Origin of the sequence: Chryseobacterium indologenes (assembly GCF_002025665.1) — a bacterium.
Classification (GTDB): domain Bacteria; phylum Bacteroidota; class Bacteroidia; order Flavobacteriales; family Weeksellaceae; genus Chryseobacterium; species Chryseobacterium metallicongregator.
On record NZ_CP018786.1, the window covers coordinates 3,151,339 to 3,176,012 of the forward strand.

The 24,674-nt window shown below is 35.6% G+C and carries 29 protein-coding genes; 4 read left to right on the forward strand and 25 right to left on the reverse strand.

What is annotated here, in order from left to right:
- Window positions 1-52: 52 nt before the first annotated feature.
- The 3 genes from BUE84_RS14335 to BUE84_RS14345 form a co-directional block, all read right to left on the reverse strand.
- Complete coding sequence (locus BUE84_RS14335; protein WP_079242223.1) at window positions 53-1,444, reverse strand: glucoamylase family protein; 1,392 nt, start codon at window positions 1,442-1,444, stop codon at window positions 53-55.
- Window positions 1,445-1,519: 75 nt separating this feature from the next.
- On the reverse strand, window positions 1,520-2,986 hold the full coding sequence (locus tag BUE84_RS14340; RefSeq protein WP_079242224.1) for a RagB/SusD family nutrient uptake outer membrane protein: 1,467 nt from the start codon (window positions 2,984-2,986) through the stop codon (window positions 1,520-1,522).
- A gap of 4 nt (window positions 2,987-2,990) precedes the next feature.
- Window positions 2,991-5,828, reverse strand: a complete 2,838-nt coding sequence (locus BUE84_RS14345) for a SusC/RagA family TonB-linked outer membrane protein (protein ID WP_079242225.1) — start codon at window positions 5,826-5,828, stop codon at window positions 2,991-2,993.
- 364 nt (window positions 5,829-6,192) lie between these two features.
- On the opposite strand from BUE84_RS14345, the gene BUE84_RS14350 reads away from it, so the two are divergent.
- The 3 genes from BUE84_RS14350 to BUE84_RS14360 all read left to right on the forward strand — a co-directional run bounded on the left by BUE84_RS14350 (window position 6,193) and on the right by BUE84_RS14360 (window position 7,746).
- Complete coding sequence (locus BUE84_RS14350) at window positions 6,193-6,864, forward strand: DUF4197 family protein (protein WP_079242226.1); 672 nt, start codon at window positions 6,193-6,195, stop codon at window positions 6,862-6,864.
- Between the two features lie 40 nt (window positions 6,865-6,904).
- On the forward strand, window positions 6,905-7,210 hold the full coding sequence (locus tag BUE84_RS14355; protein ID WP_034699649.1) for a DUF493 family protein: 306 nt from the start codon (window positions 6,905-6,907) through the stop codon (window positions 7,208-7,210).
- Between the two features lie 62 nt (window positions 7,211-7,272).
- Window positions 7,273-7,746: a hypothetical protein gene (locus BUE84_RS14360; protein ID WP_079242227.1), complete on the forward strand. Its 474-nt coding sequence runs from the start codon at window positions 7,273-7,275 to the stop codon at window positions 7,744-7,746.
- Window positions 7,747-7,799: 53 nt separating this feature from the next.
- On the opposite strand, the gene BUE84_RS14365 is transcribed toward BUE84_RS14360, so the two are convergent.
- From BUE84_RS14365 to BUE84_RS14440, 16 genes are all read right to left on the reverse strand, one after another.
- Window positions 7,800-8,150 (reverse strand): arsenate reductase family protein, encoded by a 351-nt coding sequence (locus BUE84_RS14365; RefSeq protein WP_076597252.1) that lies wholly within the window; start codon window positions 8,148-8,150, stop codon window positions 7,800-7,802.
- Window positions 8,151-8,242: 92 nt separating this feature from the next.
- Window positions 8,243-8,857, reverse strand: a complete 615-nt coding sequence (locus BUE84_RS14370) for a deoxynucleoside kinase (RefSeq protein ID WP_002977952.1) — start codon at window positions 8,855-8,857, stop codon at window positions 8,243-8,245.
- A gap of 26 nt (window positions 8,858-8,883) precedes the next feature.
- Window positions 8,884-9,846, reverse strand: a complete 963-nt coding sequence (locus tag BUE84_RS14375) for a hypothetical protein (RefSeq protein WP_079242228.1) — start codon at window positions 9,844-9,846, stop codon at window positions 8,884-8,886.
- Between the two features lie 143 nt (window positions 9,847-9,989).
- Window positions 9,990-11,015: a glutaminyl-peptide cyclotransferase gene (locus tag BUE84_RS14380; protein ID WP_079243951.1), complete on the reverse strand. Its 1,026-nt coding sequence runs from the start codon at window positions 11,013-11,015 to the stop codon at window positions 9,990-9,992.
- 102 nt (window positions 11,016-11,117) lie between these two features.
- Entirely contained in the window at window positions 11,118-12,140 is a 1,023-nt protein-coding gene (locus BUE84_RS14385; RefSeq protein WP_079242229.1) for a glutaminyl-peptide cyclotransferase, read from the reverse strand.
- 35 nt (window positions 12,141-12,175) lie between these two features.
- Window positions 12,176-12,559 carry a VOC family protein gene (locus BUE84_RS14390; protein ID WP_079242230.1) on the reverse strand — a complete coding sequence of 128 codons (384 nt, stop codon included), beginning with the start codon at window positions 12,557-12,559 and terminating at the stop codon, window positions 12,176-12,178.
- Window positions 12,556-13,062 carry a GNAT family N-acetyltransferase gene (locus BUE84_RS14395; protein WP_079242231.1) on the reverse strand — a complete coding sequence of 169 codons (507 nt, stop codon included), beginning with the start codon at window positions 13,060-13,062 and terminating at the stop codon, window positions 12,556-12,558. Before BUE84_RS14395 ends, BUE84_RS14390 begins: the two co-directional genes overlap by 4 nt.
- A gap of 3 nt (window positions 13,063-13,065) precedes the next feature.
- A complete protein-coding gene (locus BUE84_RS14400; RefSeq protein WP_079242232.1) occupies window positions 13,066-13,491 on the reverse strand; it encodes an SRPBCC family protein in 426 nt (141 codons plus the stop codon).
- Window positions 13,492-13,713: 222 nt separating this feature from the next.
- The gene (locus tag BUE84_RS14405; RefSeq protein ID WP_079242233.1) at window positions 13,714-15,327 is read right to left on the reverse strand and encodes a Na+/H+ antiporter; all 1,614 of its coding nucleotides are present in this window, start codon (window positions 15,325-15,327) and stop codon (window positions 13,714-13,716) included.
- A gap of 147 nt (window positions 15,328-15,474) precedes the next feature.
- Complete coding sequence (locus BUE84_RS14410; RefSeq protein ID WP_079242234.1) at window positions 15,475-16,479, reverse strand: bestrophin family protein; 1,005 nt, start codon at window positions 16,477-16,479, stop codon at window positions 15,475-15,477.
- A gap of 77 nt (window positions 16,480-16,556) precedes the next feature.
- Complete coding sequence (locus tag BUE84_RS14415) at window positions 16,557-17,234, reverse strand: DUF2490 domain-containing protein (protein WP_079242235.1); 678 nt, start codon at window positions 17,232-17,234, stop codon at window positions 16,557-16,559.
- Window positions 17,235-17,365: 131 nt separating this feature from the next.
- Window positions 17,366-17,758 carry a DUF1398 domain-containing protein gene (locus BUE84_RS14420; RefSeq protein WP_079242236.1) on the reverse strand — a complete coding sequence of 131 codons (393 nt, stop codon included), beginning with the start codon at window positions 17,756-17,758 and terminating at the stop codon, window positions 17,366-17,368.
- A 153-nt stretch (window positions 17,759-17,911) separates the two neighbouring features.
- Window positions 17,912-18,601 (reverse strand): response regulator transcription factor, encoded by a 690-nt coding sequence (locus tag BUE84_RS14425; protein ID WP_079242237.1) that lies wholly within the window; start codon window positions 18,599-18,601, stop codon window positions 17,912-17,914.
- Between the two features lie 11 nt (window positions 18,602-18,612).
- Window positions 18,613-19,389, reverse strand: coding sequence for a sensor histidine kinase (locus BUE84_RS14430; protein ID WP_079242238.1), 777 nt, complete (start codon window positions 19,387-19,389; stop codon window positions 18,613-18,615).
- Window positions 19,390-19,410: 21 nt separating this feature from the next.
- Window positions 19,411-20,043, reverse strand: a complete 633-nt coding sequence (locus BUE84_RS14435) for a hypothetical protein (protein ID WP_079242239.1) — start codon at window positions 20,041-20,043, stop codon at window positions 19,411-19,413.
- A gap of 18 nt (window positions 20,044-20,061) precedes the next feature.
- On the reverse strand, window positions 20,062-20,388 hold the full coding sequence (locus BUE84_RS14440; protein ID WP_079242240.1) for a hypothetical protein: 327 nt from the start codon (window positions 20,386-20,388) through the stop codon (window positions 20,062-20,064).
- 315 nt (window positions 20,389-20,703) lie between these two features.
- On the opposite strand from BUE84_RS14440, the gene BUE84_RS14445 reads away from it, so the two are divergent.
- A complete protein-coding gene (locus BUE84_RS14445; protein ID WP_079242241.1) occupies window positions 20,704-21,549 on the forward strand; it encodes a T9SS type A sorting domain-containing protein in 846 nt (281 codons plus the stop codon).
- Between the two features lie 79 nt (window positions 21,550-21,628).
- Here the strand turns inward: BUE84_RS14445 and BUE84_RS14450 are convergent, their stop codons facing one another.
- Genes BUE84_RS14450 through BUE84_RS14475 form a run of 6 tightly spaced genes read right to left on the reverse strand, consistent with a single transcriptional unit; the run spans window position 21,629 to window position 24,390 of the window.
- Window positions 21,629-22,078, reverse strand: coding sequence for a VOC family protein (locus BUE84_RS14450; protein ID WP_034699621.1), 450 nt, complete (start codon window positions 22,076-22,078; stop codon window positions 21,629-21,631).
- Window positions 22,079-22,109: 31 nt separating this feature from the next.
- Window positions 22,110-22,625 carry an SRPBCC family protein gene (locus tag BUE84_RS14455; RefSeq protein ID WP_238594264.1) on the reverse strand — a complete coding sequence of 172 codons (516 nt, stop codon included), beginning with the start codon at window positions 22,623-22,625 and terminating at the stop codon, window positions 22,110-22,112.
- A 50-nt stretch (window positions 22,626-22,675) separates the two neighbouring features.
- Window positions 22,676-23,047, reverse strand: a complete 372-nt coding sequence (locus BUE84_RS14460) for a VOC family protein (protein ID WP_079242243.1) — start codon at window positions 23,045-23,047, stop codon at window positions 22,676-22,678.
- Window positions 23,044-23,448, reverse strand: coding sequence for a hypothetical protein (locus BUE84_RS14465; RefSeq protein ID WP_079242244.1), 405 nt, complete (start codon window positions 23,446-23,448; stop codon window positions 23,044-23,046). Before BUE84_RS14465 ends, BUE84_RS14460 begins: the two co-directional genes overlap by 4 nt.
- A 2-nt stretch (window positions 23,449-23,450) precedes the next feature.
- Window positions 23,451-23,921, reverse strand: coding sequence for a hypothetical protein (locus BUE84_RS14470; RefSeq protein WP_079242245.1), 471 nt, complete (start codon window positions 23,919-23,921; stop codon window positions 23,451-23,453).
- A gap of 13 nt (window positions 23,922-23,934) precedes the next feature.
- On the reverse strand, window positions 23,935-24,390 hold the full coding sequence (locus tag BUE84_RS14475; RefSeq protein ID WP_034699611.1) for a DUF1569 domain-containing protein: 456 nt from the start codon (window positions 24,388-24,390) through the stop codon (window positions 23,935-23,937).
- Window positions 24,391-24,674: the final 284 nt, after the last annotated feature.

Genomic DNA, 24,674 nt, shown 5'->3' on the forward strand with positions numbered 1-24,674 from the left:
TAAACGGATTCCCTTCGATTGTGCTCAGGATAATAGCCCGTTCCTATTGAATTTATTTTATTCCATATTTGGTAGATTGGAAGCTTAGTTTTTTTAGTCCCTGCTGAATTTCAGGAGCATTCATAAACAGCTTCCAAAGGAATCCGGATCTGTAATTTTCAATCATGGGTGCTATGGTTCCCTGGTCTATGGCCAGATATCTTGGGGTAAACCAATTGTTATAATTAATGGAAGTGGCATCATAAGGGCCTGCTGATCCTATAAATTCAGGTTTTTGAGTGTATATAAATCTCAGGAAAGCCATTGATTCTTTAGGTGTATAGGGAAAACTGCTCAATGCAGCTGTAGGAGTGATTACTCCATTATCATTGCCTGGCATATGAGCGGTATAGCCGGTACTTCCGTCCTCGTTTCTTGTATAACCGGCTGTAAGTCCCCAATAGTTTGGTCCATAACCTTTCCATTGTTTTGGATTTTCAACGCAATATTTATAGTCGATGAGGGTTTGATTTTTATTGACGTCAAAATAATTTTTGACAAGTTTATCTGATAATCCAGTCGGATCAAGACCGATATATGAATATTGCGCCCAGAATAGCGGTCCGCCATATTCTTCGGCATAGTTGTGTTTTACGTACAGAGGTAATCCGTACTTTGTTTTGTCTGTAAGGTAAGTTCCATTTCTGGTCCAGCCTTTATAATAGGTTTCAGCATCAATGGAATAAGTAGGTGAAGATGCGGCTAAAATATACGTGATCAGACATTCATTATATCCTTCCAGAGGAAAATTCATTTCCCATTGGTAATCCGGTGACCAGTGCCAGTAAAGAACCTTCTGACCTCCTTTGGTATACCAGTTCCATTGAATTCCTTTCCATAACTCATCACATTTTGCTGCCAGGGCTTTTTCTTCTGCATTTCCGTTTTTAAAATACTCCCGGATCATCAGTATTCCTGAGGTAAGGAATGCTGTTTCTACAAGATCTCCTCCATTATCTTTTTTTCCGAAAGGAACTGTTTTTCCTGTTTCCCCGTTGATCCAATGTGACCATGCCCCTTTGTGACGGTCTGCTTTTGCCAGAAAATCCATGATATGAGTAAGTCTTTTCACTGCTTCTTTCCTTGGAACAAATCCTCTTTCTACGCCTACCAGAATAGTTGCCAACCCAAATCCTGAGCCTCCTGTAGTGATCACGTGTTTATCGTTATCCGGATAGATATTGTCTTCATGGTAACGCTCTCTTCCCAGCATTGAGTTGGGTTCTGCGTAATCCCAGAAGTACTTTAAAGCATCTTTCTGTACTCTGTCCATCAGTTGTTCATCTGTGATATTGCTTTTTACCGCTTCAGTTTTTCCAGCTTCCAATTTGGCAACGGGAGCATTTTTACAGGAATACACAAAGAATAAAGAGGTGATAGCCATTGATAATACGTTCCTTTTCATGAGATCTCTTTTTATAGGGTTTTTAACTAAAAGAAGAGGAGAACTTTCATTCTCCTCTAATGTTTATGGTTTATTTTAATAGCCTGGGTTTTGAGCAGATAATCCACCAGCTTCCATGATGAAGTCTTGTGGAAGTGGGAATACTTCATGTTTTCCAACAATGAATTTTTTACCACCATCAGCTGCCATCGCTGCTTGTGCTTGTCCTGTTCTTACAAGATCAAACCATCTGTCATGCTCAAAAGCAAGCTCCAATCTTCTTTGTTTCCAAATATCTAATCTTACATCTGCCTGGGAAGAAGCAGGAGTATTGCCAATGTTAGCTCTGTTTCTTACCTGATTCAGGAAAGGAATAGCCGCAGATGTTTGTCCCAGTTCGTTCATTGCTTCAGCTCTGATTAATAGCACTTCAGCATATCTCAGATAACGAATATTTACATCTGTGGAAGCCTGATCTCTATAATTTGAAGAATAAGCTTTATAGTTATAGAATTTATTTTCTGTATTTGGACCTACGTAATATCCATCATATAAAGTCATATCTCTGTGGATAATCGTAGCATCTCTTCTTGAATCTGTTGCAGAGTATGCATCATACAGACCTTGGGTAGGTGTAGCAAATCCCCAGCCCCATCCTGTAGTACCTCTTGCTCCCTGAACCTGACTGTACTGTTGAATTGCTCTTCCAGCTGTTCCTCCCGTACCGTTGATTTCAAAAACGGATTCAGCATTATTTTCTCCTGAAACCTTATAGATATCCTGGAAAACAGGCGTCAGTGAATAGCCTGTAACCAAATTGGTCTCATCTACAGCCAACTGCCATTTTTTCTGATATAAATACACTTTAGCTAATAAAGCATGAGCTGCACCAACAGATGCTCTCCCTAAGTCACTTGCTCCGTAAGCTGATTTGTTGGGTAGAACGGCAATAGCATCTTTAAGATCCTTTTCAATAAATGCGTAAACTTCTTCTTTGCTTTTTTTGGTAAGTGTCATTTGTTTATCTGCCTCAACTCCTGTTACAGGAACGTGATCTACTAATGGAACACCTCCAAAAGATTTCACTAAAGTAAAATACATGAACGCTCTTAAAAACTTAGCTTCACCTGTTAATCTTGCACGTAGTTGGGGATCAGCTTTATCTAATTGAGGAAGATATTTCAATGCCTGATTACATCTGTTAATCCCTTGATAATTGGAGGCAAACAGCTCTTTGAATGATGGAGTTGCCGCATTAAAATTCAGTGCATCCAGAATATCTTTATCAGAACCTGAATCACTTGGGCTTGAACCTTTATCAGCATCATCTGAAACGATGGATGTTACTCCAATCCATGCAAAAGTACTCATATTCCAGTCTAAAAACTTGGCATAAATAGCAGTTACCAAACTATTGGCTCCTTCATTATTATTATATATTTCACCCAAAGCAGCTTCGGGAATTTTTTCTGTAGGAGATACATCAATAAAGTCATTGCTGCAACTCTGGTTAACAGCTCCTAAAATTAAAAATGCAGCTGCTATGATATATTTCTTATTCATTTTTTTAAAAATTTAGGTTAACACCAAATACAAAAGACCTCAATGTAGGATAAGCATCCAACTCTATCCCAGCACGTTTGTAAGGATCTCCTTCTGCTGTTGGATCTGCAGGATTATATCCTGATAATTCTGACGAATACCCCGAATATTTCTGGAATACAATTGGATTAATTGCGCTCACATAAAGCTTGATAGATTTCATATAATCCGTTACATTTCTAAATGTATATCCTACCGAAATATTATTGATTCTGAAATAATCTCCACTTTCCAAATAGAAATTAGAGGCTACAGGAATACTTGAAGGATTTACAGGGTTTCCAGCATTTGTATTGGATGCTGACCAGAAATTATTGGCTACTGATGCTTCAACATTCTCTCCTCCATTTCTTTGTGCTTTTTTACCATTATAAACTTTAAATCCAAAAGCTCCGTATCCGTTAAGCGCAAAGTCCCAGTTTTTATAAGACATGGAAATGTTTACCCCTAATGTAGATTTCGGTATGTAGGAATCAAAGAAACGTCTGTCTCCTCCATCCATAACACCATTACCGTTCAGATCTTTAAATTTCAGGTTACCATTCGCATCATAACCATCCGTTTCATATAAATAGAAACTTCCTAAAGCATAGCCTATTGCTGAAGCATTAAATAGTTTTGTATCTACTCCGTTCCCCAGGTTTCCTCCAATAATCTGAGAAACCGGTTTTGAGGTATCAATTCTCGCAAGTTTATTTTTATTGTAAGAATAATTAGCTCCAACTGAATAACTGAAATCTTCACTTAATTTATCTGACCAGTTTAAACTCACCTCAGCTCCCTTATTAACGACACTTCCCATATGTGAATAATTCACATCAGAAATACCTGTTGCAAGATAAGGTACTACTCCTAAAATAAGGTTATTGGTTTTTCTGTTATAAACATCAAAGCTACCGGACAACCTCTTATCCAGGATCGCAAAATCCAATCCTAAAGAAGTTTCTTCAGTCACTTCCCATCCTAAATCCGGATCATATCCCTGGTTAACAGTTACTCCATTGCTTACAGGCGATGTTCCAAATCCGTAATTATAAGTTGCTCCAGATGAAAGTGGTAAGTAGTTTAACGGAACTTTCTGATTACCCAGTTTACCCCAGCCTCCTCTTAATTTTAAAAGGTTAAAGAATCCATCCTGCATAAAGCTTTCTTCAGAAATGATCCATCCGGCTCCAAATGATGGAAATGTCCCCCATCTATGCCCCTCAGCAAACTGAGATGACCCGTCTCTTCTGATAGTTCCACTTAATAAATAACGGTTCATGAATTTATACTGAAGTCTTCCGAAATAAGAAAGTGTTGTATTTCTGTTACCTTTTATAGATTCAATAGCTTTGGTTGTATTATCACTAAATAAATTTCCATAGTAATCTACACCATCCAGATTCCAGTAATCTTGTGAAACAGGTACATTCTTTCTGTTGATCACTAAAGTTTCAAGACCATTTGCTACTGAAGTTTCTGTACCGGCTACAATTTCAATATCATGGTCTCCTACTTTTTTGGTATACGTTAAATAGTTATTAAGTACCCAGTTGTAATAGTTCTGGTTTTTATTGGTTAATCTTGTCAGAGGCAGAGAAGCATCATAACCACTTTCAACTCTTGTTGGATCACTATCTAACCAGAATGCTTTAGAGTTTACAAAGTTGTAATATTTATAATTATTGTACTCTCCACTAAACTGAGAAGTAAATTTCAAATCTTTGTAAATATCAATATCTAATTTTAAACCACCCTGCAATAAGAAATTCTTTCCTCTTTGGTTATCATAGGCAAGTTGCATCACCGGGTTTCCAACATTATTAAAACGTCCTCCCACATAACTGATATTCCCATTGGCATCATAAATAGGCTGGCCATATTTGCCATTCGGATAATTTACAGGAACTAGCGGTGACTGCTTGTATGCATTGGTAAAAGCACCAAATGATTTTGGTGTATCATTGGTAAAAGTAGCACTCAAAGTTTGAGCTAATCTGATTCCTTTAGAAATTCTGAACTCGTTATTTGTTCTTACTGTTGTCCTGTTATAATTGGTCCCTTTAAGGATAGATTGCTCTTCATAATTTCCTAAACTCAAGAAATATTTTGCAGCTTCAGAAGATCCTGAAATAGAAACATTATGCTGATTATAAATCCCTGTTCTGGTAATTTCTTTAAACCAATCTGTACTGTAAGGCTGATTAGGATTCAGATAAGTACTTGTTTTGCCCGCATTATTATAATTTGCAAATTCAGATCCATTGGCCATTTTAACCGTTTTTAAAGGACTTCTGAATCCTACTAATCCATCATAAGAAACACTTAATTTTCCTTTACCTGATTTTGTAGTAATAATGATTACTCCGTTAGCTGCTCTGTTACCATAAATGGCTAAGGCTGCCGCATCTTTTAGTACATCATAGGTAAGAATGTCATTGGAATTGATATTATTAATATTATCAGTATATATTCCATCCACCACAAATAAAGGCGTTCGCCCTCCCAATACAGTCCCCAGTCCTCTGATCATTACTGTAGGAGTAGATCCGGGTGCGTCGGATGCAGTTACCTGTACTCCGGCTGCTTTTCCCTGAATAGCCTGTGATGCGTTCAATACTTTGGTTCTGGTTACTTCCTCCGCACTGATAGAACTGATAGCTGTTGTATTATCTACTTTTTTACGGCTACCATATCCAATCATCACGACTTCGTCAATCTTCTGGACTTTAGCAGAATCCTGCGTAACCTGTGCATTCACGTTCATCCCGAAATACAACACGGCAATGAGACATGGATACTTTAAATTACTTTGTTTCATATAGTTTCAATTTTATTCAAATAAATCAAATTCAATTTTGTCTTTAAATAGTGGAGTTATTTAAAATCTCAAAAAAAGACATTAGCCAAAAATATAAAAAATATCGAACAATGTTAAATTATCTTAAATATTTAAACATCGCCCTTTTTTATTAAATCAAAAATGATAAATCTTTAAATTTTATAATTTTATATTCAAAATAATTATCAATTTATCATTATTTTATTAATGTTAAATTAACATTTTCATCCAAAAAATTCACCAAATCCAACACTCAATTTAATATTTTGTTAAATACAGAATAGTAATTACCTTTGGTGCAGTTTTTGAGAAAAGCATTTATAAAGCAAATAATAAAAGATCAATGAAAAAGTATATCATTGCAGCCGCTCTTATCATCGGGACAGGTGCTGTTATTACCACCAGTGTACAATCTTGCACATCATTGGCCACGTCCGACATGGGGCTTTCCATTATCAAAAGGATTCTGCTCAATGGTATTGATAAGGGAATGGGTATCTACGGAAATAAAGAAGCGTTTCTGCAAAATAATATGGTAGACAAAGCGCTTCCAAAAGAGCTGAGAGATATCAATTCTACGCTGGAGAAAATTGCACCTTCACTGGTAGCCAAAGAAAGAGATTATATTGCACAGGCAGCAGCTTATACGGTTAATACCTCAAAGCCTATTTTGCAGGATGCAGTAAACAGCCTGAATGCTCAGGATGTAACCAGAATTATGCAAGGAACTACCGCAACCCAGATTCTGAAGGAAAAAACATCTCAACAGCTTATTGCAGCGATCGCTCCTAAAGTAGATGAAAAACTGAATGAATATGGGATTGTAAAAACCATTAATACAGCGTTATCAGGAAGTAATTTTCTGGGCAGTCTTTTAGGGGGAAATAATAACACTGTCAATTCCGGAGGATTGAGTAAACTGGCTTCTGAACAGCTGGTAAATGGATTATTCAATATCATAGAAGATTATGAACACCAGAACTCCAAGTCTCTGCTGGGGCCATTTGGAAAATAGGAAATTTTTCGTTATATTTATATTATATTAACAATTGCAGATGGATATATTACAAGGAAATCAACACGCAAGTCCTGAAGATTTTTATCAGTCTTTGAAGGAGAAACTGGAAGATCATCATGATTTTCCGGAGGATTATTTATTTAAATTTATTATTCCTACAGACCAGGCAAAACTTACTGAAATTTACAGAGTTTTTGATGGTATTAAATTTACACTGGGAAACCGCGAAAGCAAAAATGGAAAATACACTGCCTGCAATATTAATGCATTTGTTTTGGATGCCAATCAGGTAGTGAATATTTATAAAGAAGTAGCAAAAATAGAAGGCGTTATTCTATTGTAAAAACAAAGGCCGTTTCATCATCATGAAGCGGTTTTTTATTATTTAAAACTTAAAAACAGAACATGATGAACATCCAACTGATCCTATTTAATATTATTTTGGCAACCTCTGCAACAAGCTGTATGCACAAAAATAACACCGAGAATAATACCAGCAATATTTCCTCTGCAGTTCAACAACAAAAGATCGAACAGATCCAATTGATAGAAAGAACAAGAGGATTCAGCAGAAATATAGTCTTCACCCCTTCTTCAAAAGAATCCAATATTAACGAAGAAATTACTACTACTAAAATATCTCCTGCGGAATGGCAGACGGTTTCCAGACTGGCTCAAACCATTGACTTATCCAAGATATCAGATCTTAAAGCTCCTACAGAGGGCAGGCATTCTGACCGGGCAATGATTGCCTCCATTATCATTACCTCTAACGGAAAGGAATATACTTCTTCAGATTTTGATTCCGGACGCCCTCCAAAAGAACTGGAAGCTTTATATAAGATAATCAATGGGCCCAACAAAACTGAAACTCAATAACATAAAAAATCCGCTCTTTAAAAGAACGGATTTTTTTTATTTATTAAGTTGATCTATTTTTCAATAAAGAACTTTACATTTTCAATAGGTCTTCCCAGCATTGCTACTGATCCTTTTACCAGAATCGGCCTTTGTATCAGAGATGGATTTTCAGAAAGAATCTTAATCCACTCTTCTTCTGAATAGTTTTTATCTGCATAGTTTTCAATATACAGCTTATCTGTCTTACGAATGATATGAAAAACACTTTGGTTCAGCTTTTTCAATACTGTTCTTATTTCAAGCGGACTTAACGGATCTTCAACAATATTAATGATTTCAAAAGGTACTCCGTTTTCGTCAAGATACTCTAATACAGCATTTGACTTTGAACAGTTTCCGTTATGTAAAACTTTAACTACCATGATATAATTAATTATTCAAAAAATTAAACTTGACCTAAACAAATTTAAAAAGAATTACCCTGAGTATGTCTTAATTTTCTGATAAAAATATGTTAAAACAAACCGTGAAGTTCGGCTTCAATTTTCTCCAGAATAAATCCGAAATCTTCAGGTTTTTCAACGAAATCAAGATCATCCACTTCTACAATCAAAAGTTTTCCTTCCGTATAATTGGAAATCCATTTTTCATATTTCTGGTTCAGTTTTGAAAGATATTCAATACTGATGGATGCTTCATACTCACGACCTCTTTTGTAGATTTTTTTAACCAGATTAGGAACATCTGATTTTAAATAGATTAAAAGATCCGGAGCTGATACAAAAGACTTCATCAAATCAAAAACTGATGAATAGTTATTAAAATCCCTGTCTGAAAGAAGATTCATATCATTCAGGTTTTCTGCAAAAATATGGGCATCTTCATAGATGGTACGATCCTGAATAATGTTTTTCCCGCTTTCTCTAATCTCTTTCACCTGACGGAATCTGCTTCCCAGGAAATAGACCTGTAATGCAAAACTCCATTTGCTCATATCGGAATAAAAATCCTCCAGATAAGGGTTATGATCTACATCTTCAAATTGTGCATCCCATCCGTAATGCTTGGAAAGCATCGTTGTCAAAGTTGTTTTTCCGGCTCCGATGTTTCCTGTAACTGCAATATGCATAATATTCTTTTTCCTTGTATTACTGATTAGTTGATAAGTTTTTCGATGGCTTCAGTCTGAACTTTAGAAGTGTCTTCAATCAATTTCTGTAAGGTATTGTCTGAAGGTTTCTCTGCTGTATTCTCATCAGGTTTCTCTTCAGTTGTTTCTGCTGGCTTTTCTGTAGATGGCTGTAGAGATTCCGGCTGAGCTTCGAGCTGTTTTTGCTGTTTGGCTTTCTTTACTTTTTCAAGGCTGTAAAGATAGAGTTTGTTCCCTTTGATTGCAAAATAAGAGAGGATGTTTTTATCCACAATTTGCGCTTCCTGATCTTCAAAAATGGTTGTCATCCCTTTTTCAGGGACATATTGTGAAATGAAATTACTGGCCACCACCAGGATCATATCATTCTCTCTTCGAAAACGTTTTCCGTTTTCCAGAGGGGCTTCGAAAAGTTTTTCAAATTTCAGGCTGTAAATCCTGATATGTTTTCTTGTTAAGATATAGACTTTATTTTCATAGACCAGCATATCCATTAAATCTTCAAAACTGATATCAAAAGGATATGAGTTGATGGTGGTATCGTTTCTGAAATTGTACTGTATCAGACGTTTTGTACTGTCATCCAGGAGCCACATCTGTTGTAGGTCTTCCGCATATGTCATTCTTATAAAACCGAATTTCTGTTTAAAATCAAGCTTTTGAATTTCATTCATATTCTGGTCTACAAATTTCATTTCCTGGGCATTTTCAGAAAACAAAGGTACATTCAGAGGATTTTGAACTGTCTGAACTTTGTATGGAACAGTAAGCATCATTTTTCCGATCTGCTTTCCTAAAGAATCATATTTGGTAAAACTGAAATCTTTGTTTTTATAGATATACAGATTTCCATAGTCGTCAGCAAGCATATCTTTGGCCTCCTTTAGTTTCAATGTATCTAAAGGAAGAATATTCTGCGCTGAAACCGTACAGAAAAGGAAAAAAAATATTAAGTTTAAAAGCTTCACTCTGTTTTTTTAATGTCTTGAATTTACTAAAAAATAACGTTACTCAAAAGATGGTTAAGTCTGATAGAATCTTCTTTGAGGTTCATCAAATTTGAGACCATCTTATTGCTGAAAAGGACTGCTCTACAAAAGATATAATGAGTTTATTGAAAAGCGACTTCATAAATTTTCTCCCAGTTTTTACCTGTCACCAGCATATTATCTCCTTTAAAAGCAATTCCGTTTAAAACATGTTCGCTGTCTCCCTTATCATTTTCGTTGGTCAATTGTGTGAAATCAAGTTTACCTACGACTTCTCCGTTTGCAGGATTAATTTTTAGAATGACAGGTTGATGCCAAACATTAGCGTAGATAAATCCCTTGTGATATTCAAGTTCATTGAGTTGATTATAAATGGTAGAATTACCACCAACGGCTAAAGTTTTCACCACTTGTGAAGGATTATTGACATCCAGAAAATAAAGATTCTTTGAACCGTCTGTAGCGATCAGGTTTTTCCCATCATAGGATAATCCCCAACCTTCTCCAATTACACCAGGCAATGGAAATTCAGATATTTTTTTCAAAGTATTTTTATCATAAATAAAACCAATTTTATTCTGATAGGTCAGCTGATATACCTTATCTCCTACAATCGTACAACCTTCAGAGAAAATATCAGCAGGCTGCTTAGCCAGAATTTTGGGAATTGAAGATCCTAAAGTATATTTGATAAGCTGGGAAGATCCCTTCATTCCGTCACTTTCATACACTGTATTTCCTTCTACCACAAAACCTTCAATAAAGTTTTTGGGATCATGAGGATAGTCAGCCACTATTGTATAGGGAATATTCTGCTCAGATGTTTTTGTGAATACATTGATTGTAGCATCCTGATTTAGCACTTCCCCGCTAATGGTCTTAATTACAAAGACCACTTTATTATCTCCTAGTGTGAAAAATTTAGGATCAATCGTTAAGTCTGCTGTTTCTTTATCTCCAAAGCTAATCTTAATGCTTTCTGCATTTTCTGTGACCTCTTTTGGAAGTTCAAGCTTATCTCCGAAATGATATCCTTTTGCTTCTTTTGCATTGTTATAATCCGCCAGAGAATCAAGCATTTTTTCTTTGTTACTGCAAGAAACCAAGAATAGAACTGCTGCAAAACCCAAAGTAATGTTTCGCTTCATAAAGGTATTAATCATTTGCCAAAAATACTAAAATTTAATCCTTAAAACGAAAATAACGCTCCCGAGGGAACGCTATTTTTGTTTTTTATCAATAGAATCAGATTATTTGATCTGAACTTCATAAATCTTTGGCCAGTTCTTTCCAGTTACCAGCATATTCTCTCCTTTGAAAGCGATTCCGTTCAGTACATCATCACTTCCTTTGGTATTCTGTTTTGCGATTTCTGTAAAATCAAAAGTTCCCACTACTTCTCCATTGGCTGGATTGATCTTTAAAATAATCGGCTTCTGCCATACGTTGGCATAGATAAATCCGTTGTGGTATTCCAGCTCGTTCAACTGGTCATAAGCCTGAGAACTTCCTGCAACTGCAATATATTTAATCAGTTTTGAAGGATCGTTTACATCAAGGAAATATAAAAGCTTACTTCCATCAGAAGCAATCAGGCTTTTCCCGTCATATGTTAATCCCCAACCTTCACCTAATACATTTGGATAAGCAAATTCTGAAAGCAACTTTAATGAACTTTTATCATAAACATATCCTTTTTTGCTCTGCCATGTCAACTGGTACACTTTATCACCCACGATGGTACTTCCTTCAGAAAAGTCTTCCTGAGCCTGTTTTGTAGAAGCCAACGGAGTGGTTGTTCCCAGCGTGTATTTTAAAATCTGTGAAGATCCGTTTTGTCCGTCACTTTCATAAATAGTATTTCCTTCGATCTGGAAACCCTGTACAAAGTTTTTAGGATCGTGAGGATATTCGGCTACAATCTGATAAGGAATATTTTTTTCAGGATTTTTTGCAAATACATTGATGGTAGCATCCTGATTAAGGACTTCACCTCCCTTTGTTTTAATGTTGAAGGTAACAGCATTGTCCCCTAATGTAAAAAATTTAGGGTCAATTGTTAAATCTGTTGTTTCTTTATCTCCAAAGCTGATCGTTACGCTTTCTGCATTTTCCGTTACCTCTTTCGGAAGCTCAAGCTTATCTCCGAAATGGTATCCCTTCGCCTCCATTGAAGTATTATAAGTGTTTAATGTATTAAGAATCTCTTTATCCTTATTACAAGACGCCAATAATAAAATCGCTGCGAAACCCGCTATTATACTTTTTTTCATTGAATTTCTAAATATTTCTCCAAAAATAGCAAATTTTATTCCGTATTGCCAATATTATCTACGGGTTCACCAAATTGTAATATGTATCCATTGTTGTCATATATTGCAAATTCTCTCATTCCCCATTCAAAAGTTTCAATTTCATAGCAGACTTTGGCTTTTGTTTTAAGGTCTTCCCAAAGATCATCCACTTGATTTACATTGAAATAAAATGATCCTGAAAACCCTATGGAAGTATTGTTTTCATGCTCGTTAGGTTGAGAAAGCATAATGTATACTTCATCTTTTCGAAGAGAGGCCCATTGCCAGTCGTCATTTCTGCCCATCAGTGTAAATCCGAGAACATTCATATAAAATGCGATGGTTTCATCAAGATTTTCTGTCCAGAAAATAGGGCGAAGTCCTGTAAACTCTGTCATGATTCCTGTAATTCAAAGGTATTTTTATTGATTTTCATATTCAGAGAAACCCATGTTTCCTGATCTATTTTGGCTTCACTCTTAACATAAGGATCAAAAGCAAAACCTACTTTCTTGTAACATTCTATAGCTCCGGTATTCCAATCGTAGACGTTCAGTTCTGCTGTTTCTTTATCAAAATGATTGAACCCATATTTCAAAAGCTCCTGCATAACTTTTTTTCCGTAGCCTTTTCCTCTATTGTTTTCGTCCCAGATCAGAATTCTTCCCAGCAGGAATGTTTTTTCTTTTAAAAAAATCTGAGCATGTCCGATTGTACTTCCGGTCTGATCTGTAATTTTAAAAAGAGTTCTGTTTTCATCAGACAAATCTTTTTCCAACTGTTCTTCTGTAAGAGGGAAACGGTATACAGGTCCGGCAAACTGAAGAAGCATCTTTTCATCTTTTATCTTTGAAATTAATTGTGGAGCATCATCTATCGTAAAAAGGTGTAATGTGATCATTTTTTATTTTTCTAAATATTCTTTTAAACTCTGTCCCAAAATTGTGTTCCACCCTTCTGTAAAGTTTTCTCTTGAAAAACCTTCTCCCAACTCTTTGAAATTTTCAATATCCTCATGAGTTAGTTTTACCACAGTCTGTCCGTTTTCGGGCAACAACTCCCAGGTTACAATGGTTTTCAGTGCCGAAAAATCAGGATAAGACCAGGTGTGTTTTAATTTCTGATTCGGGATTATTTCTAAAATCTCCCCGTGATGATGGTATTTGTTGGCTCCTCCGGGTTCATAGAAATTAAATTCTTGCCTTGCTTCCAATACAAAATCCTGGATATCAAAATACCAGGATTTCATTTCGTTTTTATCAGTTAATGCTTTCCAGACTTTTTCGGCTGGAGCATTTATTGTATACTGAACAGTGATGGGTGTACTCATATTATGAATTTAATATGTTTAAATGTACACATTTTGTCCGTAATACCTAACCACAAAAGTCACAAAAGTTTCATCTCTTAATGGTTTAAAACTTAAGTTTCTACTCATGAAGAACGCACTTAAGTCATTAAAATCTAACGATTTTCATTTTGTGATCTTTTTTCACCATTTGAGCTTCTTCAGTCAATATTCTTTTGTGACTTTTGTGGTTCACTTTTTAATTTATCCATGTGAAAATCCGGTGATCTTTGCTTCATCAAAATCCAACTGCATTTCAATAGTTCTCATCACATGATCATCAAATATCTTTTCTCTTTTCATTCTGTGCAATTCGTTTCTCTGCGCCTGAATGATCTGTCGAAGCACATCTTTATTTTGATTGATAGCGGTTACATAATCTCCTGTGGAAGCCATGCATTGGGCTTTATCTGCCATCAGCATCATTTCATTTTCCAATTTGTGCTTTTGATGACGTACCAGACTGTTGGTTACGGCTAATTCAGAAAAATCATTATCCAGTTTGTGCAATGCGGTTTCTTTCAGTTTTCGCATAAGGATTACTTCCTGTTTTTCTTCCGGCAATTCACTTCCTGCATCCTGAATATTCAATAATTTCAAGATCGGACTCAACAATAAACCTTGTCCTACCAGGGTAATCAATATGATAACGAAAGTGACAAATAAAATAATATTTCTGTGTGGAAACGCTTCTCCGTTAGGTAAAAAAGCAGGAATTGACAAGGCTGCTGCCAGCGAAACCACTCCTCTCATTGCTGCAAAGCTGATGATAAATGGTTCTCTCCAATCCGGTTTGGGAACTTTTAATCTTAATTCTTTAGAGCAGACTCTTGGGAAATACATTAATGCATAACTATACAAAATTCTTGTTCCGATAATCGCTCCACCAATCACTACACTGTAGAAAATACCTTCTGAAATAGTATATTCTTTCATTCCTTCCACTACAATCGGAAGTTCCAGGCCAATCAGGATAAAGATGATGGTATTCATCAGGAATATCAAAACACTCCATACATTTCCGGACTGTATCCTTGAGGTATGGCTCAAATAACAATGCGAATTATAGGACATCAGTAAACCTCCGGCAACCACTGCCAATACTCCAGAAAAATGAAAATGCTCTGCTCCCACATACATAATGTAAGGAACAATAAGGGTAATAATGGTATCAATATTAGAATTGGTAGGAATAATCCTCAATAAAGCTCCAAACAGAAAGCCTACTGCCACTCCTACCGCAATCCCTCCAATGGCCATGGTAAAGAAATCCTGAACGGCATCTCTCCAGATAAACTGTCCTGAAATAACGGCAGCCAGAGCAAATTTAAATACAATTAAACTGGATGCATCGTTGATTAAGCTCTCTCCTTCCAAAATATTGGTGATCTTTTTAGGGATTTTCATATGTTTCAGAACCGAAGTTGCGGCTACTGCATCCGGCGGAGAATTCACACCTCCCAGCAAGAATCCCATAGCTACAGTAAGCCCCGGAATAATGGAAGATGAAAGATAAGCCACGACAATGGATGTTAAAAACACCAGTCCGAAAGCCATGGAAAAAATCTGCTTTCTCCATTTATGAAAATCCTGCCATGAAGTAAACCATGCGGCTTCAAATAAAATAGGCGGCAGAAAAATCAGAAAGACAAGGTCAGGTTCTATTTCAATACGCGGCATTCCCGGCACGAAGCTTATCAGTAATCCTGCAATAACAAGGAAAATAGGATAAGCAACTTTTAATTTCTGGCCGATCATTACCAATATCATCACAGACAGCAGTACTGCAATGGATATTATAACATAGCTGTGAATCATTTTTAAATAAGTTTTTTTTAAGTGTTAAGTATTTTTATTTGGGTTTGATGTCCAAATCTAATTTCCCAAACCTTATAGGTTTAATTTCATCCAAAGTTTAGACTTTTTCTTTACAACCATCTTCATACATTATAAAAACGGAAAGAATTAAAGTACAATATTATTCTTTGGAGTGATGGCTGGCGGAAGATCAGATTCATCCAACATATCTCTCATATCGATTTCAATAGTACGGCTGATCTGAGTAATCGGCACATCATTGGCACTCCCTTCAAACGGATTAACAGAAGCTTCTCCTACGTTGTCTAAGGTATGGAAACACCAGGTCACCAGTAAAGAAAACGGAATATTGAACCATAATGTCCATCCTTCTACCATGGTTCCTTCCCCTAATTTGTCGAACTCTTTCAATAATCCGAAAGGAACGAAAACAATAAAGAGCAGCAAAAGATACGTGGTGATGGAAGAGAAATTTCTTGGATAGGGAAAGTTTTTAATTCTTTCAGCTTTTCCCTGATCGTCGGTAAACTTCACCAATTGCTGATTGATCTGTGTCCATTGAAAGTCATTCAGTTCTCCTTTTTCATAGGCTTCAGACAAAACTTTACTCTGCTTCGCCATCAGTTGGGTAGCCCTGTTCTTTTTGCTTAAAATATACTGAAGTTCAGGTTCGGAAAGGTATTTTTTCAATTCTTCATCCAGTTTGGTCAGTCTCTCCGGAATATCATATTTTTTGGCATATTCATCAAACTGGTCTGTGCCCATATTTTCCCATGCTCTCGGTTCACGAAGCTGAAATCTCAATGCAGTAAGCCATGCATAATGACGAAGAAACATTTCTTTTACTTTACCAGGATCTTTAGAGAGCAGTGCATCTCTCAGGATATATCCAAAACTACGGCTGTCATTGATAATAGATCCATAGATTTGTCTTGCTTCCCAGAGTCTGCTGTAGCTGGCATTATTTTTAAATCCAACAATAAAGGCAACAGCTGTCCCCATGATGGCAATAGGCTGCCATGGAACAGAAAGAAACTTCCAGCCTAAAAAGTACAAGACTGTAGGAATAGCTGATAATACAACCAACGCATAAATGCTCCGTCTTGTCCAGATAATGAACTCCCGGGCTCCGAATCTTTTTCCTGAATGCATAAGTGTTTATTTTATAGTGTTTATTATGATTTATTTTTAAATAATGGTTTTCTTCACAGCATTCAGTAAAAGTTTTATTAGTTTTTAGTAAACGGGATGTTGTTATAAAAACCAATCTGAATCTGCCCTCGGTTTCTGTTCTCCTGAATCTGATTCATATACCCTGCTTCAATCCTCATATTTTTGTTGATGACATATCCTAAAGCACCATACACTCTGTTTCTGTCGAAAACCGGACTGTTGAAATGCAGAAAAATTTCATTATATACCGATGCATAAAGAGTTTTTGGCAGCATTTCTTTTTGAGTAATCGGAATATTCAGTCCCAGCATGTAACGGAATCTTATTCTGAAATCATCCTGCAGAAAACGTTCTTCCAAACGGTAACGATGCTGAAGATAGAAACGCCCGAATTTCTGTTTGGTAATATACTGCTGGAAAATTCGGTGTTCAATATTTTCTTTTTTCTCACCGTTTACATAAGGTTGGCTGAGAATGAAGCCGTATCCTAATAAAACATTGTTATTGTTCTCTGTAAGATCATATCCGATTCCTGTACGGATCAGTAACTGTTCCAGGTCTCCTACAGCATCGAAATTACGGTACTGGATTTCATTGTGCCAGTTCAATTTCTTGCTGATTTTATTGTTTCCAAAATACATATACCATGCTCCCAGATCGTTTTTTTGAGCAAATGTCAAAATGGACCCAAAACCTAATACTGTGAATGCCAACTTCGTAAAAACCTTTCTCATGTTTATCAATTACTATTATCTATCGTTTTTAACAAAATTAATATTTTAAATCAATAATAGCAAACAATATTTTATAAGTTATTATAAACAAGTAAGGATGCAATGATCTGCATCCGTATTTGTGTAAAAGATTATCCTGGAACCTGTTCGGTCAGAACATTCGTTTCATTCTGGTCAAAATAAGTACAGGTCATTGCATGAAGATCCATTATCCAGCCATTGATTCCGTTTTCTGCACAGTCTTTACAGAAAGTAAGGTAATCTGTTCCGCCTTCTTGGTGAAGCTTTAGCCTTATTTTAAAATTTTCAAGATTTAAAGTATCGGAAATGGGAAGAGCATCATATTTGTTACCGGTCTGTACAGATTGATTTTCATTATTAAAGTACTCTGTATTTCCATCAGAGACATATGCTTTGTAATGAGAAACACCTAATGCTTTTATGGCTTGAATATATTGAGGAAAATCGGCTCCGGTTTTTACTTTTTGGTGTTCTGCTTTGATGTTTTCGATCGTAAATTTCATTCTTTTGTATTTTTCTGATTGTTATTATTTAAGAATATAAAAGTATTATTTTTTCATAAACAAATCATGTGTATCTGCTTATAATACAAAAACTAATTTAATCAGAAAATATAAATTTCATTTAATTTTTAATGAAAACAACGGCATGAATATTTATTCAAACCTGTCTTTTAAATAGTTCATATCTGCAATTTTACTTTCTATGGCATATACCACTAAACCTGCCGTATTTTTGGCTCCTGTTTTCAGCAGAAGACTGTTACGGTGGCCTTCAACGGTTCTGGAACTTATAAAAAGCTGATCTGCTATTTCAGAAGTGTTGTATTGTTTGCAGATGAGTTCCAATACTTCTTTTTCTCTTTTGGAAATATGGTTGGCATCAAAAATGCTGGAAACTTTTTTCTTAGGTTCTGTAAGGTTTTGATGTAAAGCTTCCATTACCTCGTTGTTATAAAAGAAACCTTTGCTGTGTACTTCCCGGATTGCCGTGAGCAATTCAGCAGGGCTAGAGTTTTTTTTAAGGAAGGAACAGGCTCCGGACTGTATCATATTGACAATAAACGCTTTTGTATTATAACTGGTCAATGCAACAATCCTGATCTGAGGATATTTGACATGAATTTGTTTGGTAGCTTCTACTCCGTTAATTTCCGGCATATTGAGATCCATCAGGATAATATCAGGCAGTTCTTCCAGGGTTATAAGCTCGTCAAGCAGCTCTTTCCCGTTACTGAAATCACTTACCAGTTCAATATCTTTTTCTCTCTGTATCAACAATGAAATTCCCTGACGAAAGAGTGCTTCATCGTCTACGGTTATTACACGAATTATATCCTTTTCCATTTTATAACGATTTAAAATGTAAATTCTACAGCAATCCCTTTATTTTTTTCACTTTCAATTTTAAGTGTTCCATTGATCAATTCTACCCGGCTTCTGATATTTCTTAAGCCTAATCCACCTTTCAATGTATTTTCATTAAGATCAAATCCTTTCCCGTCATCTTTATAGATACAGGTATTTTTTCCGTCTTTTCCCAAAAATTCTATCTCAATATGTGTACTTTCTCCATGTTTTATGGAATTGTTAATAAGCTCCTGAAGTATTCTAAAGATATGCAAATTTTTTTCTTCTTCTGCTTTTGCAAAGTACAAACTATTGGAATAAGTAACCTGCAGGGTTTTGGACAGGTTAATTTCTGAGCACAATGCATCTATTGCGGCATGGAGTCCAAATTTTTCTAAAATCGGAGGAAGGAGATCATGTGAGATCTGCCTGGCACTTTCTGCTGTTTTGTTGACCAGATGTATTATTTTATTTTTCAGATCATTATATTCTTCTCTGGACAAATTATCAAAATCCAAAAGATGGATATTTAAAGAAACCACACTGAGTTTTGAGCTAATATCATCATGCAGATCCTGGGCAATTCTCAGCCTTTCTTTTTCCTGAGCACTGATAATGGCGTGAGTAAGATCTTTCTCATATCTCACCTCCAGCTCTTTTTTCTGAATAAGGTTTCTTGTTATTTTCTTATTCGAAAAATAATAAAATATAATCAGGGTAATGGCCAGTAAGGTAAAAGCCAGAAAGGTATAAACGATAGTGGAAATAATTGTATTTTCATTCATTTTTTAAAATCATAACAGTAATTACACATTTTTTTTACGGGAAGAAAAATAGTCTATCAGAATAAAGAGCTGGTACACAATGAACATAACAACATTGAATACCCAAATCTCTTTATGCAGTTTTCTGTTCATCACCGTATACAGATTTCCGGACAAAAATATTACGGTACTGCTTATCAGATAAAGTAAAAGTCCCAGACTTATATAATTGTATTTCTTTTTGGTATCCAGTATATTATATAAATGAAATAATGCAAGAATGATAATAGAAAAAGAAGTAACAAAAATTTCAAATAGATTAAAAACATAATACTTTTCAGGGTATATGATATACTGTATAACGAGAACTACAGGAATGATAATTAAAAGTGTACGTGCTGCTTTTTTCTGGTATTTTTCTATTAAAATTTCATGAAAGAACAACCCCAGTAACAAAAACTGACCGATCAGATAATAATGAGAGAAAAACAGATTGTTAATCTTCTGAGAATTCAATACATAGAAAACAATTTCACATATTAATATCCAGGCCAGATAGCTGATGAAGAATGTATAGGCTTTTCCTGCTCTTGAAAAGCCCATACAGTATACTGCCAGATTGATCAGCAGAATGCCTTTTCCAATCAATGACAATATTTCAATCCAATGATCCAATAATCTCTGATTTTCAGATTACAGATTCCACCATTTTTCGGCAGAACATACACTTGGACAAGGTGTTGTCATATCATATACATAATCTCCTTTTTCATAGTTTACAATATCATTATCATATGCATCCACTCCTACCATCAGAAACTTAAATTCGCCTTCATTGGTAATGGCATTATATCCGCGATATTTCTCAAATCCTTTGTCTTTAATGAAAATATCATGGATATCCTTTGCAGGGATAAGGTGGGCCTTTATTGAAATTCCGTCAATACCTTTTGTGTTTTGCCAATTTGTGATCCATGTTTTAGCATCATCTAATGAGATTGCGTGTTTTGGTAGTTCCATAGTTTTTCTTGTTTTAAATTATATAATAGGTTTAGAATAAAGTCACTGTAGCTACACATTACAAGTTATGAAAAAAACTAACCATACCGTGAAATAATTTCATTTTAATTAACATAATATTCATTTTTCAAAATTATAATAATAACAAACAACAAAACTGCGTATTTCTACGCATTTTTCAATTAGGCATTTAATACGCTGTTATCACTTTGTATTTCTCGGTTACTTTGTGGTATCCTTTATAGGAAAACCCCATGAGCATATCAACAGTACAGAAAGTTTATGATCTTCTGTAAACATTAAAAAATCTGTATCATGAAAAAAATTATCTTTTTTGTAATTCTTGCTTTCATAAGCAGTATTACAACGATCAATGCACAGATCACCACTGTAACTTTTGAAACTTCAACTGGTGGCAGCACAAGCTTTACCAGCAATGGATATACATTCAATATTATTTCACAGGCCGGAACTTTTAGAATTCAAAGTAATTATCCAAACACCGGCTGGAACGGAACAGCGAATGACAATGTTTATATTGACAATACAGGAACAACCAATATTAATGCTCCTTCTTTCAGTGTTAAAAGCAATTCTATGTTCACCGTATCCAAGTTTTGGGTCTTCCTGAGTAATACTGCTTTAAACCAGTCTACCTCATCAGGAACACTGATCATTACAGGAAAATTAGGAGGAGTTACAAAGTTTACCACCACAAAAACTTCAGGTTTTAATACAACATTCAATGCAACAATGGGAACAACGGGCATTAACAACGGATTTACCCTGATTGATCTTGCTACTTTAAATAATCAGAATAACAGCAATACAACCATTGATGAACTCCAGCTGCAATCCACCGGAGGATATGTCTATATGTGCCTGGATGCGTTTACATGGACAAAAATTTCCACGCTGGGAACTTCGGAAAATGTCCTCAAAGGCAAAGGGAATATTTATCCGAATCCTACTCCTGGTATCTTCTATATGGATGACCTGAAAAAAAACGAAAAAGTTTCATTATACGACCAGGCTGGAAAACTTATGAAATCTGCAGCAGCAGAAAAAGATAAAAATGAGTTTGATATAAGCGAACTACCGGATGGCATTTACCTCATCACAACAGCATCAGGAAGCTATAAAATCATTAAAAAGAAATAAAAGCGGTACAGCTAGTAAATAATAAAAAAACCGACAGCTATCTGTCGGTTTTTGAATATTTTGAATTCAAATATAAATCTTATGGATGCTGCTGCATTTTAGCAGGATCGTCATAGTTTACCATCCAGTTGATTCCGAATTTGTCACTAAACATTCCAAAATAAGCTCCCCAGAAGGTATCAGCCATAGGCATTGTTACCTGTCCACCAGCAGAAAGACCACCGAATAATTTGTCAGCTTCTTCTTTAGATTCAGCGTTCACAGAAATAGAGAAGTTGTTTCCTGCTTTGAAGTTGGAAGACCACTCTCCTCCTGTATCGCTTCCCATCAAAATCGTTTCTTTGGAGATCGGAAGTGAAACGTGCATGATTTTGTTTTTGTCTTCTTCAGGCGTTTCTTTTCCTTCCATTGGAGGCATTTCTCCAAATGTTCCGATGTAAGGATATTCTCCTCCGAAAACAGATTTATAAAAATCGAATGCTTCTCTGCAGTTTCCGTTGAATGTCAGGTAAACGTTTACTGTTGCCATAATTGTTTTGTTTTTTTAAGTTAAGTTTATTTTATTGAGGTTTTTCAGATAAGGTTTTTAATCTTGAAAGTCCTTTCTGATAATCTTTTCCAATAGCTTTCTCCATATTCATAAACAGTTTCATCAAAGTAAACGGATAAGGAATCTCTGAAGTAAATCCCCATGTTGCTTTACTTCCGCTTCCTTCCGGAACTACTGTTACATAAGCATTTGCTTCACTTTCATAAGGGGTGAGAAATTTGATTTTTGTATCTATTCTTTTACCTGTTTCATCTATTTTTTCTAATTCCTGACAACCTTTTCCTGCCTGTTTATTTTTACTGTCCCAGCAAACTTTTTCTCCGGGTTGACCGGTTGTTCCTGTCCAGTCTTTTTTCATACCCGGATCAAGATCATTCCATGGACTCCATTGATCCATTGCCTTGAGGGTATTGGTATTTTTCCACACTCTTTCTACCGGAGCATTGATAGAAATCGACTTTTCATATTTACAGTCTCCCGAAATAAAAGCAGCCCAAACCAACAAGATGATTAGTAATGTGGCCAAAAGTAAAAAAATGCGTTTAAATGTTCTCATCATAAATGTGTTGTTAATTATTATCTGTGTTGATCTATAAGAATCATATTTCCATCAGGGTCTTTCAGATAGATATGCTCAGGACCGGAAGTGGTTTCATCGGCTTCTTTCCCGATTTCTACTCCAGTTTCTCTTAACTTTTTCTGAATTTCACGCACATCATCAAAAGATTCCAGATTCTGTGCATTTTCATCCCATCCCGGATTGAAAGTAAGCATATTCCCATCAAACATCGCCTGAAAAAGTCCGATAAGAGTAGACCCGTTTTTCATGATCAGGTAATTTTGTGCTTCTGTTCCTGCCATAGTGGTGAACCCAAGTTTCTCATAAAAGTCTTTGGATTTCTGAAGATCTTTTACACTTAAACTGATTGAAAAAGCTCCTAATTTCATATTTTTATTGTTTTTAAAGCAAGTTTATGTCCTACGAAAACCAGTCCCCATACCAGAATTCCTAAAATCCAGAACCAGATAGGAGAAGGTAAAGATGCCATCATGTAAATGGTCATCAGTAAAAAAATAATTCCACAGATTGCAGCAGCTGTATATTTCCCATTATTTGAGATTTTTGAGGCTACAAAACCTGAAACAATTGCTGCCAAGGCATAGGCAATAATGATAAAAAACAGAGCCATAAAAGGAGCCTGATCTACATACAATTTCAAAGCTTCCATATCTCCGGCCTCTGCCTGTGCAGGTGGTGGGTACAAAGCATGCCCTATCTTTTCCACCACAGTAATACAAACGGATCCTGTGATAAGGCCAACCAATACAGCTAATATTCTTCTCAACATCGTTATTGGTTTTTCAATTGAGTTTTAAACTCCAGAGTTCCGTCATAACTTTTCCAGTCTCCTATAAACTCAATAGATTGTCCTTCAATTTTCTCTGTCTTTCTATTCCATTTGAAGTTATAGACAAACTTTCCTTTGAAAAGTCCCGAATGTTTTCCTTTATTCTCTTCTGCCAACTCATATTCTCCATATACTGTTCCCTGTTTTTTGGAATCCTTATATTTTGAAATGGTAATTTTCCCTTCAAATTTCGCATAACTGGTATCCACAAGAGAATATCCTGAAACGAAATATTCCTGGTCATTCTTTTTATTCTGTTCAGAAATATTGATCTTCAGTTTCAGTTCCTGGCCTTTGCTCCCAATAGTCCCTATGTAAGGTTTACTATTGTTCAGCCAGGTATTTGAGATATCCGGCATCTGCCCTAATGTAAAATTGGCAGTCAGAATGAGGAGTAATAAAAATTTTTTCATGTTGTGTGATTTATTAAACACCAAATTGTGCCAGATGGTGATTCAGATGTTTGGCAAACATATTATTCCATTCCTGGGAATTCAGTTTTCCGAAAGAAAAAGATTCTTTACCATCGAACGCATCTGCGCCTAACTGCTGAGTCTTTTGAATAAACCCGATCAGTCTTGTTTTTTCTTCGTGAAAATTCTTTCTTGTGGTAATCAAAAACTGTGGAGCGGTAGGAGAATCTCTCGGATATGCTTTTTCTCCCACCACTTTAGGTTTTACGAAAGTTTTTAGTATAAATTTTGCAATCGCTCCCGGCTTTTTGTGTTTTTCCGGCTCATAGATCATTTCATAGGTAATACAACAGTGTGCCAGCATTTGGTCTACTGTCATTTTCCCCCACAAACCGTGAGTATCTTCTACCAATCTGTTGATCCTATCTATATAGTTTTGAGCATCTTTTGCATCAAATACATTTTCCATATAATTTCTATTTTACTATGGACAAATATATCAGTTTTTTTGTTTGATTTTATAGTCGGTTGAAAAAATTGAGAAGTGCTTGTTATGAGATACGAGTTACGGGGTACGGAATTCGAGTTCGAAATTTTTTTGGCTATTTTTCGGGGTATTTTTTATGTGTTTTTTCCTGCTCTTGTTTTAATTCGTCGGGCATAGAAACTGATTATCAGTCAGCCCATATACTGCCAAAAGCAACCAGCAAACCAGCATCCTATTAACATCTAACTTAAAACCCAGCAACAAAT

What these genes read in the sequence shown, in the direction of transcription:
- BUE84_RS14335 (WP_079242223.1), bottom strand. Translation starts at nt 1,444, where the DNA reads ATGAAAAGGAACGTATTATCAATGGCTATCACCTCTTTATTCTTTGTG.
- BUE84_RS14340 (WP_079242224.1), bottom strand. Translation starts at nt 2,986, where the DNA reads ATGAATAAGAAATATATCATAGCAGCTGCATTTTTAATTTTAGGAGCT.
- BUE84_RS14345 (WP_079242225.1), bottom strand. Translation starts at nt 5,828, where the DNA reads ATGAAACAAAGTAATTTAAAGTATCCATGTCTCATTGCCGTGTTGTAT.
- BUE84_RS14350 (WP_079242226.1), top strand. Translation starts at nt 6,193, where the DNA reads ATGAAAAAGTATATCATTGCAGCCGCTCTTATCATCGGGACAGGTGCT.
- BUE84_RS14355 (WP_034699649.1), top strand. Translation starts at nt 6,905, where the DNA reads ATGGATATATTACAAGGAAATCAACACGCAAGTCCTGAAGATTTTTAT.
- BUE84_RS14360 (WP_079242227.1), top strand. Translation starts at nt 7,273, where the DNA reads ATGATGAACATCCAACTGATCCTATTTAATATTATTTTGGCAACCTCT.
- BUE84_RS14365 (WP_076597252.1), bottom strand. Translation starts at nt 8,150, where the DNA reads ATGGTAGTTAAAGTTTTACATAACGGAAACTGTTCAAAGTCAAATGCT.
- BUE84_RS14370 (WP_002977952.1), bottom strand. Translation starts at nt 8,857, where the DNA reads ATGCATATTGCAGTTACAGGAAACATCGGAGCCGGAAAAACAACTTTG.
- BUE84_RS14380 (WP_079243951.1), bottom strand. Translation starts at nt 11,015, where the DNA reads ATGAAGCGAAACATTACTTTGGGTTTTGCAGCAGTTCTATTCTTGGTT.
- BUE84_RS14385 (WP_079242229.1), bottom strand. Translation starts at nt 12,140, where the DNA reads ATGAAAAAAAGTATAATAGCGGGTTTCGCAGCGATTTTATTATTGGCG.
- BUE84_RS14390 (WP_079242230.1), bottom strand. Translation starts at nt 12,559, where the DNA reads ATGACAGAGTTTACAGGACTTCGCCCTATTTTCTGGACAGAAAATCTT.
- BUE84_RS14395 (WP_079242231.1), bottom strand. Translation starts at nt 13,062, where the DNA reads ATGATCACATTACACCTTTTTACGATAGATGATGCTCCACAATTAATT.
- BUE84_RS14400 (WP_079242232.1), bottom strand. Translation starts at nt 13,491, where the DNA reads ATGAGTACACCCATCACTGTTCAGTATACAATAAATGCTCCAGCCGAA.
- BUE84_RS14405 (WP_079242233.1), bottom strand. Translation starts at nt 15,327, where the DNA reads ATGATTCACAGCTATGTTATAATATCCATTGCAGTACTGCTGTCTGTG.
- BUE84_RS14410 (WP_079242234.1), bottom strand. Translation starts at nt 16,479, where the DNA reads ATGCATTCAGGAAAAAGATTCGGAGCCCGGGAGTTCATTATCTGGACA.
- BUE84_RS14415 (WP_079242235.1), bottom strand. Translation starts at nt 17,234, where the DNA reads ATGAGAAAGGTTTTTACGAAGTTGGCATTCACAGTATTAGGTTTTGGG.
- BUE84_RS14420 (WP_079242236.1), bottom strand. Translation starts at nt 17,758, where the DNA reads ATGAAATTTACGATCGAAAACATCAAAGCAGAACACCAAAAAGTAAAA.
- BUE84_RS14425 (WP_079242237.1), bottom strand. Translation starts at nt 18,601, where the DNA reads ATGGAAAAGGATATAATTCGTGTAATAACCGTAGACGATGAAGCACTC.
- BUE84_RS14430 (WP_079242238.1), bottom strand. Translation starts at nt 19,389, where the DNA reads ATGAATGAAAATACAATTATTTCCACTATCGTTTATACCTTTCTGGCT.
- BUE84_RS14440 (WP_079242240.1), bottom strand. Translation starts at nt 20,388, where the DNA reads ATGGAACTACCAAAACACGCAATCTCATTAGATGATGCTAAAACATGG.
- BUE84_RS14445 (WP_079242241.1), top strand. Translation starts at nt 20,704, where the DNA reads ATGAAAAAAATTATCTTTTTTGTAATTCTTGCTTTCATAAGCAGTATT.
- BUE84_RS14450 (WP_034699621.1), bottom strand. Translation starts at nt 22,078, where the DNA reads ATGGCAACAGTAAACGTTTACCTGACATTCAACGGAAACTGCAGAGAA.
- BUE84_RS14460 (WP_079242243.1), bottom strand. Translation starts at nt 23,047, where the DNA reads ATGAAATTAGGAGCTTTTTCAATCAGTTTAAGTGTAAAAGATCTTCAG.
- BUE84_RS14465 (WP_079242244.1), bottom strand. Translation starts at nt 23,448, where the DNA reads ATGTTGAGAAGAATATTAGCTGTATTGGTTGGCCTTATCACAGGATCC.
- BUE84_RS14470 (WP_079242245.1), bottom strand. Translation starts at nt 23,921, where the DNA reads ATGAAAAAATTTTTATTACTCCTCATTCTGACTGCCAATTTTACATTA.
- BUE84_RS14475 (WP_034699611.1), bottom strand. Translation starts at nt 24,390, where the DNA reads ATGGAAAATGTATTTGATGCAAAAGATGCTCAAAACTATATAGATAGG.